Genomic DNA, 15,951 nt, shown 5'->3' with positions numbered 1-15,951 from the left:
TTAAACCAATTCAGATGAAAAGCTAGTTCCAAATGAAGTGGGGTTTGTTTTAAATAGATCTGTCAAAGTAGCACCAATGTCAGCAAACGTCTCACGTAGTGGCAATTCTTTTCCGCCTTCAAAGCGTTTTGAATAGACTAGAAGCGGTACGAATTCACGTGTATGGTCTGTTCCAGGCATTGTTGGGTCATTTCCGTGATCAGCTGTGATAATCAGTAAATCGTCTTCAGCTAATTTTTCAAGCGTTTCTGTCAGACGCGCATCAAATGCCTCAAGTGCAGACGCGTATCCTTTCGGGTCACGACGGTGTCCATATAATGCATCAAAATCTACTAAGTTCAAGAAGCTGATCCCTGTAAAGTCGCGTCCAAGAACCTCATGGAGTTTATCCATACCGTCCATGTTGTCTTTTGAACGAACGGCTTCCGTGATTCCTTCGCTATTGTAAATATCATCAATCTTTCCGATAGCAATCACATCTAGACCGTTATCTTTTAATTCATTTAAAGCAGTGCGACCAAATGGCTTCAATGCATAATCATGACGATTTGTTGTGCGCTGGAAGTTGCCAGGCTCGCCGATAAATGGACGAGCTATGATGCGTCCGACTAAAAATTCTTCAGAAAGTGTTAATTCACGTGCAATTTCACAGATGCGGTACAACTCATCTAGTGGAATGATTTCTTCGTGAGCCGCGATTTGAAGCACAGGGTCAGCAGATGTGTACACAATAATTGCTCCAGTTTCCATGTGCTCTTTCCCAAGTTCGTCTAAAATTTCTGTTCCACTTGCAGGTTTGTTCCCAAGTACTTTGCGGCCTGTCTTTTCTTCAAGTTGCGTAATCAACTCTTGTGGGAATCCGTTTGGATACACTTTAAATGGTTGATCTACGTGAAGGCCCATGATCTCCCAGTGACCTGTCATCGTGTCTTTTCCAACAGATGCTTCTTGCATTTTTCCGTAATGTGCGAGTGGTTGTGAGACCGCTTCCACACCAGGAATCGTTTCGATGTTCCCTAGGCCTAACTTTTGAAGGTTTGGAAGGTGAAGTCCTCCTACTGCTTCTGCTGTATGAACGAGTGTATTCGACCCTTCATCACCAAAAGCTTTTGCGTCTGGAGCTTCTCCAATTCCGACTGAATCCATTACGATAACATGTGCTCGTTTGAATGAATATGACATCAAAATCCCTCACTTTATATGGTATACGGTAATAGTAGCATCTTTTATGGAAAAAATACACGTCAGACCTCTTACAAATTAAGCACGTGGATGAAATTCATTGTAGACCTCTTTTAATCGCTTCTTGCCAATGTGCGTGTAAATCTGAGTTGTCGAAATGTCCGAGTGCCCAAGCATCTCCTGAACGGCGCGTAAATCTGCACCATTCTCAATCAAATGTGTCGCAAATGTATGACGTAACAAATGAGGCGTTATTTCTTTTGTCAGTCCCGCACGTTGCGCATGTTGTTTCAGCAGTTTTGCAATCCCTTGTCTTGTCAGTCGCTTTCCAGCTTGATTGATGAAAAGTGCCTTCTCATCTCCTCCCGGCTTGAATAATCTACCCCTTGCTGATTCTAGGTAACGTGTGATAAGTCGAATCGATGTTTGATTAAGTGGGATGATTCGTTCTTTATGTCCTTTTCCTGTAACTCGAACAAACCCCATCGATAACTGAACGTCCTCTTGATCAAGTTGCGTGCACTCGGATATTCGCATTCCTGTCGCGTACAACAATTCGATGAGGGCATAATCACGCATCCCTTGTGGCTTTTCTTTTGAAATGGCACCGGTGAGCTGATCGACTTCATCAATCGTTAGGAACTTTGGCAACACGCTGTCAAACTGGGGATGTTCGATTTGATAGGACGGATCATGATCAGTTACGCGCTCTCTTAGTAAAAATTGATGAAATGAGCGAAGTGCTGCGACTTTGCGTGCTATTGTACGCGCAGATTTCCCTTCTAGCTTTTGGCTACGCAAGTGGTGTGAAATGTCTTCTTTTGAAACGTTTTGGAATGATGTGATGTTCAAGTGCTCGAGTTGCTGTATGTAAGCGGATAGGTCTGTACGGTAGGCAACAAGAGTATTATCCGAAACTTGTTTTTCTATCCGTAAAAAATGTAGGTAATCTTCAAGTGCTTCTTTCAATACATTCACCTTTTTCATAGTAGGATTAGTGATTTTTAATGGTTGATGCGGGTAATTAGTTTCCATACTATCATTACGGGCGCTAATTCGACTTTTACGGGCGTTAAAGGAGTCAATTGGGTCGCCAAATGAGCAGTTACGGGCGTTAATTGACTTCACATGGTCCTTGAAGCGCATTGTCCAAAGACCTGATTTCGTAAGGTCTTACTAGTAAGATTTTGTGACTTTAACAATCGACAAGAGGAGGTAGTGAGTTCCTGGGGAATCAGAGTATGGCGGAGACCCCGCAGTGGAGGCGAGAAGTGCAAGCTTCTCGTATGCCAAGAGGAGGCTCCGGTATGCTCCCCCTGGAACTCACTACCGTAACGACAGAGATTGATAACCTTACTCAGTGGCGTTCTACACATCTAATAATAAAAAAAGGATAGCACAAGTAGGCTATCCTCTTCGACTTTGACGTCATTGATTATTTTGAATGGCAGCGATGACAAATACCATGGAACGTCAAGCGATGATCTTTAATTTGAAAATTAAAGCGCGACTCCACGATTTGTTCGACATCTCCTAATAAATCTTCTTGAATTTCATCTACGGCTCCACACTCCATACATACTAAATGATGATGGAAATGAGCAGCGCCCTCTTGTCGTAAATCATAACGGGAAACTCCGTCTCCGAATTGGATTTTGTCGACGACATTTAATTCATTGAGAAGCTCGAGCGTCCGGTAAACTGTTGCAAGTCCGATATCTTTAGACTTGTCTCGTACCAATAAGAAAACGTCTTCTGCACTTAAATGTGCTTCTTCATTCTCAAGTAGAACACGTACAGTTGATTCTCGTTGCGGCGTCAGTTTATAGCCGGCGCCGGACAATTGTTTTTTGATTCGATCGATTCGGCCTTCCATACGACGCCTCCTAACATGAGACTAGTATACCAAATGACATTTTCAAGTGACAAGTGTAACTTCTTAGAATGCTTATTTTTTTATAATTATTCTAATTAAAAAGTAGCCACTGCGAACTGCCATGCCCGATTAGAACGGCCACAGTCAATAGACGCCAACCAATTGCTCGCGAGTAAAAGAGAAGGCAGAAAAACAGCTACCTAAACTTGAGACTACAAACATCGTCAACCACTGGAGCAGCACATGCTGCATACACTCCCCCTCTTGAGACAATGTATGCATCGTGCATGAAAAACTAGAACCTATGGAGTCGCCACCACTGAATCGCAAAAGCAGTCTTGGCATCGTATATCTTCTCATCTTGAATCCATTTTTCTGCTTCCGCAAGAGAACATTCATGAATCTCCACAAACTCATCTTCATCAAGTTGGCGATTTTCTGTAACTTTCTTTAATCCTTGTGCTACATAAATATGGATGATTTCATCTGCGAAACCGGGTGAGGTCGCAAAACTTTGAACAAAATGTAGGTCGGACGCTGTATAGCCTGTTTCTTCCTCAAGCTCTCGAAACGCAGTTTCCTTCGGATCTTCTCCTTGCTCGATTTTCCCTGCTGGAATTTCAACGAGCGTTCGTTCAAGGGCTTTGCGGTACTGCTCGACCAAAACAATTTTGTGGTCTTGGGTAATGGCAATGACCGCTACCGCACCTGGATGTTTTACGAGCTCTCGCTTCGATGGTTTACCATTCGGTAGCACAACATCGTCAACAGATAAAGAAATCACACGACCGGAATAAATCGGTGTCGTGTTTGTCGTTTTTTCTTCAAAGTTTGTCATCGTCTCGCTCCTGTTCTTTGTATAATTTCTACTCTCATTGTACCATTATGGAAAGGAGGAGAGCAGATGAAACATGTACAACTTGGAAATAGTTCACTTTCACTATCTGAATTATCTCTTGGAGGGATGACCCTTCCAAAAGATCAGGCGTCAACTGATAAAATTATTCATACTGCACTTGATGCAGGTATTAATTGGATTGATACGGCAGACTTGTATGAACAAGGAGCGAACGAAGAACGTATAGGAAAAAGTATAGTTGGAAGACGATCAGATGTTTTACTTTCTACAAAAGTCGGAAATCGATTTGAAGAAGGAAAAGAAGGCTGGACTTGGGATCCTAATCCAAAATGGATTGAAGAAGCAATTCATCACTCTCTAAAACGGTTGAACACGGATGTGGTCGATTTGTATCAACTTCACGGGGGAACAAAAGAAGATGACTGGGACGCTATCATCGAAACATTTGAGAAACTCCAAGATAAGGGTTTGATTCGCCATTACGGGATTTCATCAATCCGACCAAATGTGATTTATCCGTACTTTGAAAAGTCACGCGCTGTCAGTGTGATGATGCAATATTCCGGTTTAGATCGACGACCGGAAAGTGTTTTTCCATTTTTGGAACAACACGAAATTGGAGTACTTGTCCGGGGTGGCCAAGCTAAGGGTCTTTTAACAGATGCCGCACTCGAAAAGTCAGAAAAAATCTCTTCATTTGGGAGTTATACAGAAGAGGATCTTCCTACTATTGTTAAACAGTTGGCCCATGATATTCCAAACTTAGGTGCTGTAAGCCTGCACCATATTTTGAAGCAATCAGCAGTTAGTTCTGTTGTTATCGGAACGAGTAAGCTCAGTCAGTTGCAAGACACATTAAAAAATTATTATCATTCTGTTACAGATGATGAAATTGCAACATACGTGGCGCTCACAAAGCCTGAGAAATACAAAGAGCATGTCGACTGATCGACATGCTCTTTTTTTAAAACTTTGACCCTTTATCGCCGTACTGCTCTAAAAGTTCTTCAAAGCTCATATTCTTTTCACGTTGTTTCTTCTCAAACAATTTACGTGCATGCTCTTCTTCTTCTTTCTTCTTTTGTTCTTCTGACAGAGCCGTCTTAGCCGCTTGAAGCTTTGAGAAAACATCTTCTGAAAGTTGGTCTTTTAATGTGAGAGAATCATCTTGCTTCTCAACTTGACGGTGATTTTGAGTATGCTTTTTCTTCTTTTTCACGTATTACTCACCTCGGGAAACGATGGTTGCTACGCCTTGTCCTCCACCGATACATAATGTTGCAAGACCAGTCTTCGCATCACGCTTTTTCATCTCATGAAGAAGTGTGACAAATATACGTGTCCCACTGGCACCGATTGGGTGACCAAGAGCAATAGCGCCACCGTTTACATTCAATTTTTCTGCATCAAATTTCAATTCGCGATCTACAGCAAGCGCTTGTGCTGCGAAGGCTTCATTTGCTTCGACTAAATCCATGTCTGCAACTGTCAATCCAGACTTCTTCATTACTTTCGCAACCGCTTCTACTGGTCCAATACCCATGATAGATGGGTCAACACCTGCTGATGCGTTCGCCACAACCGTTGCTAAAATTGGCACGCCTAACTCAAGTGCTTTTTCTTTGGACATCACCACTACAGCAGCTGCCCCGTCATTAATACCTGAAGCATTTCCTGCCGTGACAGAGCCGTCTTTTTTGAATGCCGGACGAAGTTTGCCAAGTTTTTCTGCAGTCGATCCATGTTTCGGGTATTCATCTACATTGAATACGATTGGGTCCCCTTTGCGTTGTGGAATTTCTACTGCCACGATTTCTTCTTCGAACTTTCCTGCTTCAATTGCAGCAGTCGCACGTTGTTGTGAGCGCGCTGCAAATTCGTCTTGTTCTTCACGAGTTAACCCGTAGTTTGCACAAAGGTTTTCTGCTGTAACACCCATATGATAGTCGTTAAATGCACACCATAGACCGTCTGAAATCATACTATCGACTGCTTGTTGGTTCCCCATGCGATAACCGTCTCGAGCACCCATTAACAGGTATGGCGCTTGGCTCATGTTTTCCATTCCGCCTGCTACAACAATTTCTGCATCCCCAGCTTTAATAGCTTGCGTCGCTAAATGAATTGTTTTCAAACCCGATCCACACACTTTATTGATAGTCATGGCTGGCACTTGTTGCGGAAGGCCCGCTAAAATCGAGGCTTGACGTGCCGGGTTTTGTCCAAGTCCTGCTTGAAGCACATTCCCCATAATCACTTCATCCACTTGGTCTTTTGAGATTCCCGCACGTGTTAGTGCCTCTTCAATAACGAGTGCCCCTAGCTTTGTAGCCGGCACATCTTTCAATGCTCCTTGGAAAGAGCCAATTGCTGTTCGGACAGCGCTTACAATTACAACTTCAGTAGACATCCCAATTCCTCCTTGTCATCCCTTGCGACCTGTCCCCACTTAAGCGTAAACTACTAGTAAGGGGGATTGGTACCATGATTAGTTTACCAAATAAAGTGACAATTATCGAGGTCGGGCCACGGGATGGCTTACAAAATGAGAAGAGAAATGTAGCAACGGAGCATAAACTGAGGTATATAAAAGGGCTTCAAAAAGCAGGGGTCAAAGAAATGGAACTTACTTCATTTGTATCGCCAAAATGGGTTCCACAAATGGCCGATGCGGCTGATATAATGACATCCGTTGAAAAAATCGGGCGCCAATTCGTGTTGACGCCAAATGCACGAGGAATGGAAAATGCCATAGCCGCTGGCGCAGAGCATGTGGCAGTTTTTGTCGGGGTTTCCTCGACGTTTAATCAGAAAAATATAAATAAAACTACTGATCAAGCCGTTGAACAGTTAGCGGAACCGATTCAACAGTTGCTTTCAAAGGGAATCTTTGTACGCGCTTGTATTTCGACTGCCTTTTATTGCCCTTATGAAGGAAAACAGGCCATTGAAGATGTCATACATCTGTGTCGCACTTTTGTTGAAATGGGCGTTCAAGAATTAAGCGTCGCTGATACGATCGGTAAGGCATCGCCACTTGAGAGCTATACCCTGTTCTCATTACTCAAAGACCAATTTCCAAACACACTGATTACTGCCCATTTTCATGATACAGAAAAAATGGCGCTTGCTAATATATTTGCTGCCATGCAAGCAGGTGTGGACCGGTTTGATAGTTCTGCCGGTGGGTTAGGTGGGTGTCCATTTGCTCCAGGAGCGACCGGTAATGTAGCGACGGAGCAAGTCGTGCATATGCTGCACAGAATGTCGATCGAAACAGGTATTGATGAGAACGTGTTACAACAAACAATTAAAGAAATCCGACCGTATGTGTCAATGTAAGCAGTTGTGGGTACAGTGAGATATAACGAATAGCGGAGATGATGGAGATGAAAAAGAGGGTCATCATTTGGACAAGTCTTGTCACGAGTCTCATCACGGCATTAACAACATTGATTGGATTTGTAGCGACAAATCGACTGATGTATATCAAACAAAAAGAACCGGATTTTGTATTAAACCGGGAGATTTCAGAAAAACGATTAGATCAATCTTGGTATGATGCCATAAAGAAAGAAGAAGTCTGGATTGAAAGTAAAAATGGGTATCAATTAAAATCGATCTTTATTCGACCGCATGATACGAAGAATTACGTGATCATATGCCACGGTGTCACCGAGAACAAAGTCAATTCATTGCGCTTTGTGCGTATGTTCGAACGTCTTGGATACAACAGTGTCATTTACGATCATAGGCGTCATGGTGATTCGGGAGGTAAGACGACAAGTTTTGGACATTATGAAAAAATGGATTTAGAAGCTGTTGTGGATGCGCTACGCGATCGCGTAGGTGAAGGTGGTGTCATCGGCATTCACGGAGAATCAATGGGGGCTGCAACGACACTTTTATACGCCGGTTCCATTCGAGATGATGCGGATTTTTACATTTCAGACTGTGCATTTTCTGATTTTGAACGTCAAGTGCATCATGTTATGATGCAAACAACGCCGATTCGGTCGATGTTTACAGTTCGTGTCGCGAATCTTTTCATGAAACTACGTGAAGGCTACACATTCCGTCTCGTATCTCCAATTGACGTCGTCGATAAAATTGAAAAACCTGTACTTTTTATCCATTCTAGACCGGATGACTTCATTCTTCCGGAGATGACTCAAGAGCTGTATGACAAAAAAATTGGCGCAAAAGAACTCAAATTTTTCGATAAAGGCGCTCATGCTAAATCTTTCAATGAAAACCCTGAAGAGTATGAACAAACCGTGTTAGATTTCTTAGTGAAATACGACTTATATACAAACGAAAAGCAGCTCAATTGAGCTGCTTTTTACTTTTGTTTACCTGGTTTAGTTTGTACGCGGTTCATTTGCGCCATCATTTGTTTGACTTGCTTCTCAGATGGTTTGCGTCCCATTTGGGCCATCATCATGCGAAGCATTTGTTCATTGATCGGCGGATTATCTTTTAGATATTTCATCATATATTGACGTGCTGCAAAGAATCCTCCAACAAGACCGAGAATAAGAGCAACGATAATCAACGTAATCGCAAGTGCTAAGTTCATGTATGTCATCCTCCTTTGCTGGCTTATCGACGTGTCTCAGACACCATTCACTAGTATACTACATGTTTCCTCAAATTGACTAGAGCTTGAAAAAAATAGAGCACCCTTTTTCGGATGCTCTACAAAACTCTTATAGTTTTAGGAAGCGGTCTGCAACATTTTGTGCTGTGAAACCAAACTCTTCCATGATTTTCTCACCAGGAGCACTTGCACCAAAGCGGTCGATTGCAAGTACATCTCCGTCAAAGCCAACATATTTGTGCCAACCAAGAGATGCACCCATCTCGATTGCAAGACGTTTCGTGATGGAGCGTGGAAGAACAGATTCTTTGTATTCTGCATCTTGTTTTTCGAATAGATCCCAAGATGGCATAGAAACTACAGAAACTTTAACACCTTGCTCTTTTAGAACTTTTTGCGCTTCTACTGCAAGACTTACTTCAGAACCAGTTGCAAGTAAAAGACCTGTCGGGTTCTCTCCAGTAGATACCACGTATCCACCTTTTGCAACACCTTCAGCTGCCCCCGAAACCGTTCCTTCAAGTACAGGTAGGTTTTGACGAGATAAGACAAGAAGTGTTGGCGTATCCTTTGATTCCACTGCAAGTTTCCATGCTTCTTGCGTTTCAACTGCGTCTGCAGGACGAAGGATTGAAAGACCCGGCATTGCACGAAGTGATGCTAACTGCTCAACTGGCTCATGGGTTGGTCCATCTTCCCCTACTGCGATTGAATCGTGTGTGAATACATATGTTACAGGTAAGTTCATGAGTGCAGATAGACGGATCGCTGGTCGCACGTAGTCACTGAAGACGAAGAAAGTTCCGCCGAACACAGTGAGTCCACCATGAAGTGCCATACCGTTTAGTGCAGCACCCATCGCAAATTCCCGTACTCCGAACCAAATGTTTTTGCCTTCGTAAGAATCTGCTGAGAAGTCACCGACACCTTTAATTGTCGTTTTATTTGAACCTGCTAAGTCTGCACTGCCTCCAAAGAATGACGGAAGGTTTTTTGCAATCGCATTGATTGCGTCACCAGAAGCAGAACGAGTCGCTACAGAAGCGCCTACTTCATACGTTGGTTTTGCAGAATCCCAGTCGATTGAGAATGTTCCATCAATCGCTTGCTTCAACTGGCTTGCAAGGTCCGCGTTTTGCGCTTCAAATTGTGTGAACAAGTCGTTCCACTTTGCTTCTTCCTCTGCACCAAGTTTGTCAGTGGCCTCTTTGAAAGTTGCATAAACTGTATCGTCCACATAGAAGTCTTCTTCAAATGTCCACTTGTATGCTTCTTTCACTAGTTTCGTCTCATCAGCGCCCATTGGAGCTCCGTGAGCATCCGCTTTACCGGAACGGTTTGGTGAACCAAATCCAATGACTGTTTTCACTTCGATAAGTGTTGGACGGTCTGATGTTTTTGCTTCTGCGATTGCGCGATCGATTGCGTCTACATCGTTTCCGTCTTCTACGAAAATATAGTTCCAGTTGTAAGACTCAAAACGCTTTTGAACTGATTCTGAGAAAGATTTGTCTAAATCTCCATCAAGTGAGATGTCATTGCTATCATAAAGAACAACCAATTTGTTTAATTTCAAGTGACCTGCAAGTGAAATAGCTTCAGCTGCAACACCTTCCATTAAATCTCCGTCTCCACATAACGCGTATGTGTAGTGATCAACGATATCATGTGTCGTATTATACGTCGCAGAAAGATGCGCTTCTGCCATTGCCATACCGACTGCCATACCAATTCCTTGACCAAGTGGTCCTGTCGTTGCTTCTACTCCTGCTGTGTGACCGTACTCTGGATGGCCAGGTGTCTTAGAATCCCACTGACGGAAGTTTTTAATTTCTTCCATCGGAAGATCATAGCCACTTAAGTGAAGCAGGCTATATAAAAGCATTGATCCGTGACCTGCGGATAGTACAAAACGGTCGCGGTTAAACCAGTTCGGGTTTTGTGGGTTATGGCGTAAGTGACGTGTCCACAATGTATAAGCCATTGGAGCAGCTCCCATTGGTAAACCTGGGTGACCTGAATTGGCTTTATCAATTGCATCGATCGATAATGTACGGATCGTATTGATTGCTAGTAAATCTTTTTCTGCTTGCATGAACGACATCCTCTCAAATTTGATTACTCTCTTAGTTTAGTCAACCTCGTGCCATCTAGCAACTACTTCTATTAATTGAGGCGGTTATTCTCTTTTGCTTGCTTTACCTTATCAGGTGTTACATCATTGCCTTCCGGATCCACAATTTTCACATTTTCAATTGTTTTTCGCATTGTGGAGCGGAAAGTCTCAAGATACTCTTTACGAAGAGATGATTGTTCTTTTGCTTCCACTTCAGTAAGCTTTTGCTTCTTAGATTTATTAGAAAGTTCGCTTATACGTGCGAGTTTTTCAGGACTTAACATTGTTCTACCTCCTTGCTTTCTACTACACGATAGGAGAAATTCATTAAAAGTGCAAGAAAAAAGGCATTCCAGCGCGGAATACCTAGGCTTGTTGTTTATATTCTTTGTAACGTCTATGGACAGTAGCTTTACTGATGGAGTGTCCAAGAGCAGATAAGGTTGTACTGATCTCTTCATAGGTGAGACCAGCAACACGAAGACGCACGATTTCTTCGATGGGTACTTCAATACGTTCTCGCCCTAGTAGATTGCCTCTTGATTTTAAGTTGCGCTCTGGTTGATAGCCGTTTTGTACAGCTCGTTTCATTCCTCTTCGAATCTTTGCATTGTGAATTTTGCGTTGGTATTCTTCTACAACTGATAAGATACCAAGGACCATAGTATCGGTTTCCGAGAGAGCAAGAGCACCGTCCTCACGTGCTGTTAAAATTTGCACATTTTCTTTTTCCAGCAAATGCAGGATTGCCATGCGTGCATGTCCACGTCCAAGCCGCGTCTCATCTTGAATTAGTAAATAATCCACGTCCTCTTCTTTAATTGTTGTAAGAAGGTCTAAGAGTCCTTCACGATCGACATCATAACCGCTCTCTTGATCGCTGTATTCTGCCAAGACGTGTAAATCGTGACTCGCTGCTAATGCATGGAGTTCTTCGGATTGACGAACAAGTGACGTTTCTTGTGCTTCTTTATCTGTACTGACACGACTATAAATAACTGCTTGTTTTGTTATCATTGTTCTGTCCCCGCTAACTGCGTTGGTTCTCCTAAGTAATTGAATTGTTCAGTTGATGGAATTGTAAGAGTTTGCCCAACGTGAATTTTGCTATCTGTCATAAAGTTCAACTTCATAACTTGATCAATCCAATGGAGTCGTTCGTCTTTTTCCACGTAGCTCTCTGCTAAAGTCCATAGAGAGTCACCTTGTGAGATGACAATTTCGTTCGTTCCTGTAGTTTGATTTTTAAAATGAAGTGATGTGAAAGTAAAAAGTATAATGAGTACAAGACATGTAGTATAAACAATCGACAATTTGTTTTTCAAGATAATTCACTCCTTAAGAATGTATGTTCGTATATATGTACTCATCATAATACGAACACACGTTTCTTGTCAAACCATTTTAGAACCTATGTTTGCATTTCATTGGTTCAAATGCTATACTTTAGATATGAAATAATGATCGTGACTTGGAGGGGAACCCTAATGAGAAAGGCTTCAAAAAGACAAGAAGATATACTCGCTTTTATAAAAGAAGAAGTACGAAAAAAAGGCTATCCGCCTTCCGTAAGAGAAATTGGTGAAGCTGTCGGTCTGGCTTCGAGTTCTACAGTTCATGGTCATCTTGCGCGTTTAGAAAGCAAAGGCTTGATTCGCAGAGATCCTACAAAACCACGTGCAATTGAGATTTTAGAAGAATTAGATGTAACAGATATTTCACCCGCTTCTGTTGTTCAAGTACCTTTAATCGGGAAAGTTACAGCAGGACAACCAATTACAGCTATCGAGAACATTGAGGAGTTCTTCCCTCTTCCGACGACATTTGGTACGATTGATGACCACTTGTTCATGCTTGAGATCATGGGAGATAGTATGATTGAAGCCGGAATTTTAAATGGAGATTATGTTGTCGTGAAGCAACAAAATTCTGCAAACAATGGGGATATTGTAGTAGCGATGACAGAAGAAGATGAAGCGACTGTAAAGCGGTTCTTTAAAGAGAAAAATTATTTTAGACTCCAACCTGAAAATTCATCACTTGAACCAATTATTGTGGATCAAGTAAGCATTTTAGGTAAAGTTGTCGGTGTATATCGCCATATTCATTAAAAAGACTTCGCTGGGTTTCTGTCCAGCGAAGTTTTTTTATTCCATCAATCTATTCCATTTATTACCTCCACAATTAAAAAACCTTCGCTGAAATTGCTTCCAACGAAGGTTTTGACTCTATTAATACATCTTCAAGTATTGCTCGCGTTCCCAAGGGTGTACTGTTGTACGGAACATATCCCACTCGATTTCTTTCGCTTCCACGAAGTTGTGGTAGATGTGCTCACCAAGACCTTGAATAACAGTTTCGTTCTTAGAAAGTTCTTTAAGCGCTGATTGAAGAGTTCCAGGAAGATTTGCGATTCCTACTTCTTCACGCTCTTTTTCATTCATGTTGTAAATATTACGGTCCACTGCAGGTGGTGGTGTCAATTTGTTCTTGATACCATCAAGACCTGCTTGCAAGATTACAGCCATTGCAAGGTATGGGTTTGCAGCTGGATCCACAGAACGCACCTCGATACGTGTACTCAAGCCACGTGATGAAGGAATACGAACCAATGGGCTACGGTTTTGACCTGACCATGCTACATACACTGGGGCTTCGTAACCTGGTACTAGACGCTTGTATGAGTTAACAGTTGGGTTAGTGATTGCTGTGAAGCCTTGTACGTGTTTCAAAACTCCAGCCATAAACTGCATTGCTGTCTCACTTAATTGCATATCTGCATTTTCATCAAAGAATGCATTTTCTTTGCCATTGAACAATGACAAGTTAAAGTGCATCCCTGAACCATTCACACCGAATAATGGTTTTGGCATAAATGTTGCATGCAAACCGTGTTTACGTGCAATAGTTTTAACAACCAATTTGAATGTTTGGATGTTGTCACAAGCCTCTACAGCATTTGCATATTTAAAGTCGATTTCATGTTGACCTGGTGCCACTTCGTGGTGAGAAGCTTCAATTTCGAAGCCCATTTCTTCAAGTTCTAAAACGATATCACGACGACAGTTTTCACCTAGATCCATTGGTGCAAGGTCAAAATAACCACCGTGGTCATTCAATTCTAGCGTTGGTTCACCTTTTTCATCTAATTTGAATAAGAAGAATTCAGGCTCAGGCCCTAAGTTGAACGACGTGAATCCTAGCTCTTCCATTTCTTTTAAGACACGTTTCAGGTTGTTACGTGGGTCACCTTCGAATGGTGAACCGTCTGGACGGTTGATGTCACAGATTAGGCGAGCTACTTTCCCTTTACCAGTAATCCATGGGAACACTACCCACGTATCTAGATCAGGAACTAGGTACATATCAGATTCTTCGATACGCACAAATCCTTCGATGGAAGAACCGTCAAACATCATTTTATTATCGAGTGCTTTGTCTAGCTGACTCACAGGAATTTCAACATTCTTGATTGTCCCTAAGATGTCTGTGAACTGAAGTCGGATGTACCGAACATCATGCTCTTTTACTAGATTCTTAATATCTTCTTTTGTGTACTTACCCATTTTTTCACTCTCCTATTTATTAATAAGATTTGCCATTGTTAAAAAACCGTGACAAATCGCCTTGCCTTAAAGAGACACGCTGATTCAGTTGCGATTTCTTCAGCTCTTCTTTGACAATTGAGCGAAGTTCTACATCCGAGATCTTATGTACGGAGGTAGCAGCTGGTTGCTTTTTCATCTCAAAAATCTGTTTGATTCCTGCAATATTCACTCCACTAGCAAGTAAATCTTTGATTTCAAGAAGCGTATCAATATCATCTAATGAAAACATGCGTTGCTTCCCCTCTGTACGAGAAGGAAAAATCAATTCATTTTCTTCATAATACCGAATTTGTCGAGCCGTCAAGCCTGTCAATTGCATCACGATGTTCATCGACAGTATGGGCATCGACCGTCTCCACTGCTTTTCCATGCTGCACCTCCTCTCTTCATCTAAAAATAGTATATGTCATGTTAGCTTACATGTCAACAGAATGTGAGCTAATCTAACATAAAAAATTAAAGTGAGAAGAGAGCCCGTATAACCGCAAGTTTAATATGTTCATATGTCAGTCCACCCTGCACATAAGCTGTATAAGGGGGGCGAATTGGACCATCTGCTGTCAGTTCAATACTCGACCCTTGAATAAATGTTCCAGCCGCCATAATGACATCGTCTTCATACCCAGGCATATATGCTGGAATTGGAGCGAACTTCGCGTTAATTGGAGAAGACGCTTGGATTTGTTGACAGAACTTTATCATTTCATCAGGCGTAGTGAAGATAACGGATTGAATTAGATCGGTGCGCTTTTCAGTAGAAGCTGGTGAAGCTGTAAATCCTTTATTCTCCAGTGCAGCTGCTGTAAAGTAAGCTCCTTTTACTGCTTGCAGGACGATATGTGGTGCCATAAAAAATCCTTGATACATATCTTGTAGCGCATATAGGGATGCTCCTGCCTCTCCCCCTATACCCGGAGATGTCATGCGAAATGCACATTTTTCAACAATTTCTTCTTTTCCTGCGATATACCCACCAATTTTCGCAAGTCCTCCACCAGGATTTTTAATGAGAGATCCCGCCATATAATCTGCACCCACTTCTGTTGGCTCTAACTCTTCAACAAACTCCCCGTAACAGTTATCTACAAAAATGATGGTATGCGGACTATAGGTTTTAATGAAAGTGACCATCTCTTTGATTTGTGCAATCGTGAATGAAGGGCGGTTCGCGTAGCCTCGAGAACGCTGAATCGCCATTACTTTTGGTGAAGAGCTACACGCCGCTTTCACGGATTCCCAATCAATTCCCAGTCCACCCACAAGATCAATATGGCGATAGCGAATACCGAAATCTTTCAATGAACCAGTATCTACTTCTCCCCCATCGACGATTGATGCTAATGTATCGTACGGTTTACCGGTAATATAGATGAGCTCATCTCCAGGACGTAAAATGCCAAAGAGTGCAATGGTAATGGCATGTGTACCCGAAATGATTTGCGGGCGGACCAAGGCTGCTTCTGCTCTAAATACATCCGCATAGACAGCTTCTAAGGTGTCCCGTCCTTCGTCGTCATATCCATACCCAAATGAAGGCGTGAGATGATGTTCACTCACTGAATGGTTCCAAAACGCATGCAAAACTTTTTGTTGGTTGTAAAAAGCAATACGCTCTGCTTCTTTTTGTTGTGGGGCAATCTCTTTCTCTATTTGTTCAATGTACTCTAGTTGTTGTGGTAATAAAAAGTGTGTCATACCTATTTCCTTCCC

General features: G+C 42.2%; 18 protein-coding genes. 4 read left to right on the top strand and 14 right to left on the bottom strand.

Going from position 1 to position 15,951, the window contains the following annotated elements; translation table 11 throughout:
• The 4 genes from deoB to ACF3OH_RS06135 all read right to left on the bottom strand — a co-directional run bounded on the left by deoB (position 1) and on the right by ACF3OH_RS06135 (position 3,896).
• The gene (gene deoB, locus ACF3OH_RS06150; RefSeq protein ID WP_392456366.1) at positions 1–1,182 is read right to left on the bottom strand and encodes a phosphopentomutase; all 1,182 of its coding nucleotides are present in this window, start codon (positions 1,180–1,182) and stop codon (positions 1–3) included.
• A gap of 78 nt (positions 1,183–1,260) precedes the next feature.
• Positions 1,261–2,160 (bottom strand): site-specific tyrosine recombinase XerD, encoded by a 900-nt coding sequence (gene xerD, locus ACF3OH_RS06145; protein WP_392456715.1) that lies wholly within the window; start codon positions 2,158–2,160, stop codon positions 1,261–1,263.
• Between the two features lie 457 nt (positions 2,161–2,617).
• Entirely contained in the window at positions 2,618–3,058 is a 441-nt protein-coding gene (locus ACF3OH_RS06140) for a Fur family transcriptional regulator (RefSeq protein WP_204589117.1), read from the bottom strand.
• A gap of 295 nt (positions 3,059–3,353) precedes the next feature.
• Entirely contained in the window at positions 3,354–3,896 is a 543-nt protein-coding gene (locus ACF3OH_RS06135; protein WP_392456363.1) for an NUDIX hydrolase, read from the bottom strand.
• A 66-nt stretch (positions 3,897–3,962) separates the two neighbouring features.
• On the opposite strand from ACF3OH_RS06135, the gene ACF3OH_RS06130 reads away from it, so the two are divergent.
• Positions 3,963–4,865, top strand: a complete 903-nt coding sequence (locus ACF3OH_RS06130) for an aldo/keto reductase (protein WP_392456362.1) — start codon at positions 3,963–3,965, stop codon at positions 4,863–4,865.
• Positions 4,866–4,881: 16 nt separating this feature from the next.
• Here the strand turns inward: ACF3OH_RS06130 and ACF3OH_RS06125 are convergent, their stop codons facing one another.
• On the bottom strand, positions 4,882–5,136 hold the full coding sequence (locus tag ACF3OH_RS06125; protein WP_392456359.1) for a YqkE family protein: 255 nt from the start codon (positions 5,134–5,136) through the stop codon (positions 4,882–4,884).
• 3 nt (positions 5,137–5,139) lie between these two features.
• Positions 5,140–6,327, bottom strand: a complete 1,188-nt coding sequence (locus ACF3OH_RS06120; RefSeq protein ID WP_204589113.1) for an acetyl-CoA C-acetyltransferase — start codon at positions 6,325–6,327, stop codon at positions 5,140–5,142.
• Positions 6,328–6,401: 74 nt separating this feature from the next.
• Between ACF3OH_RS06120 and ACF3OH_RS06115 the strand changes: the two genes are divergently transcribed.
• Positions 6,402–7,259, top strand: coding sequence for a hydroxymethylglutaryl-CoA lyase (locus tag ACF3OH_RS06115; protein ID WP_392456357.1), 858 nt, complete (start codon positions 6,402–6,404; stop codon positions 7,257–7,259).
• A gap of 47 nt (positions 7,260–7,306) precedes the next feature.
• Positions 7,307–8,251 carry an alpha/beta hydrolase gene (locus ACF3OH_RS06110; RefSeq protein WP_392456354.1) on the top strand — a complete coding sequence of 315 codons (945 nt, stop codon included), beginning with the start codon at positions 7,307–7,309 and terminating at the stop codon, positions 8,249–8,251.
• An 8-nt stretch (positions 8,252–8,259) separates the two neighbouring features.
• Here the strand turns inward: ACF3OH_RS06110 and ACF3OH_RS06105 are convergent, their stop codons facing one another.
• The 5 genes from ACF3OH_RS06105 to ACF3OH_RS06085 all read right to left on the bottom strand — a co-directional run bounded on the left by ACF3OH_RS06105 (position 8,260) and on the right by ACF3OH_RS06085 (position 11,958).
• The gene (locus tag ACF3OH_RS06105) at positions 8,260–8,496 is read right to left on the bottom strand and encodes a YneF family protein (protein WP_094941717.1); all 237 of its coding nucleotides are present in this window, start codon (positions 8,494–8,496) and stop codon (positions 8,260–8,262) included.
• Between the two features lie 130 nt (positions 8,497–8,626).
• Entirely contained in the window at positions 8,627–10,612 is a 1,986-nt protein-coding gene (gene tkt / locus ACF3OH_RS06100; protein WP_392456352.1) for a transketolase, read from the bottom strand.
• Between the two features lie 71 nt (positions 10,613–10,683).
• Positions 10,684–10,917, bottom strand: coding sequence for a DUF896 domain-containing protein (locus tag ACF3OH_RS06095; protein ID WP_392456350.1), 234 nt, complete (start codon positions 10,915–10,917; stop codon positions 10,684–10,686).
• A gap of 82 nt (positions 10,918–10,999) precedes the next feature.
• On the bottom strand, positions 11,000–11,650 hold the full coding sequence (locus ACF3OH_RS06090) for a recombinase family protein (protein WP_204589108.1): 651 nt from the start codon (positions 11,648–11,650) through the stop codon (positions 11,000–11,002).
• Complete coding sequence (locus ACF3OH_RS06085) at positions 11,647–11,958, bottom strand: LysM peptidoglycan-binding domain-containing protein (protein ID WP_204589107.1); 312 nt, start codon at positions 11,956–11,958, stop codon at positions 11,647–11,649. The genes ACF3OH_RS06090 and ACF3OH_RS06085 overlap by 4 nt, the downstream gene beginning before the upstream one ends.
• A gap of 162 nt (positions 11,959–12,120) precedes the next feature.
• On the opposite strand from ACF3OH_RS06085, the gene lexA reads away from it, so the two are divergent.
• The gene (gene lexA / locus ACF3OH_RS06080) at positions 12,121–12,744 is read left to right on the top strand and encodes a transcriptional repressor LexA (protein WP_204589106.1); all 624 of its coding nucleotides are present in this window, start codon (positions 12,121–12,123) and stop codon (positions 12,742–12,744) included.
• 120 nt (positions 12,745–12,864) lie between these two features.
• Here the strand turns inward: lexA and glnA are convergent, their stop codons facing one another.
• The 3 genes from glnA to ACF3OH_RS06065 all read right to left on the bottom strand — a co-directional run bounded on the left by glnA (position 12,865) and on the right by ACF3OH_RS06065 (position 15,936).
• Positions 12,865–14,199: a type I glutamate--ammonia ligase gene (gene glnA / locus ACF3OH_RS06075; RefSeq protein WP_392456348.1), complete on the bottom strand. Its 1,335-nt coding sequence runs from the start codon at positions 14,197–14,199 to the stop codon at positions 12,865–12,867.
• Between the two features lie 19 nt (positions 14,200–14,218).
• Entirely contained in the window at positions 14,219–14,611 is a 393-nt protein-coding gene (locus tag ACF3OH_RS06070; RefSeq protein ID WP_100352677.1) for a MerR family transcriptional regulator, read from the bottom strand.
• Positions 14,612–14,697: 86 nt separating this feature from the next.
• Complete coding sequence (locus ACF3OH_RS06065; protein WP_392456345.1) at positions 14,698–15,936, bottom strand: aminotransferase class I/II-fold pyridoxal phosphate-dependent enzyme; 1,239 nt, start codon at positions 15,934–15,936, stop codon at positions 14,698–14,700.
• Between the last annotated feature and the right edge of the window lie 15 nt (positions 15,937–15,951).

This window comes from Chryseomicrobium aureum (assembly GCF_043182735.1).
In the GTDB taxonomy this organism is placed as follows: Bacteria; Bacillota; Bacilli; order Bacillales_A; family Planococcaceae; genus Chryseomicrobium; species Chryseomicrobium aureum.
This window is presented reverse-complemented; position numbering and strand designations above follow the sequence as displayed.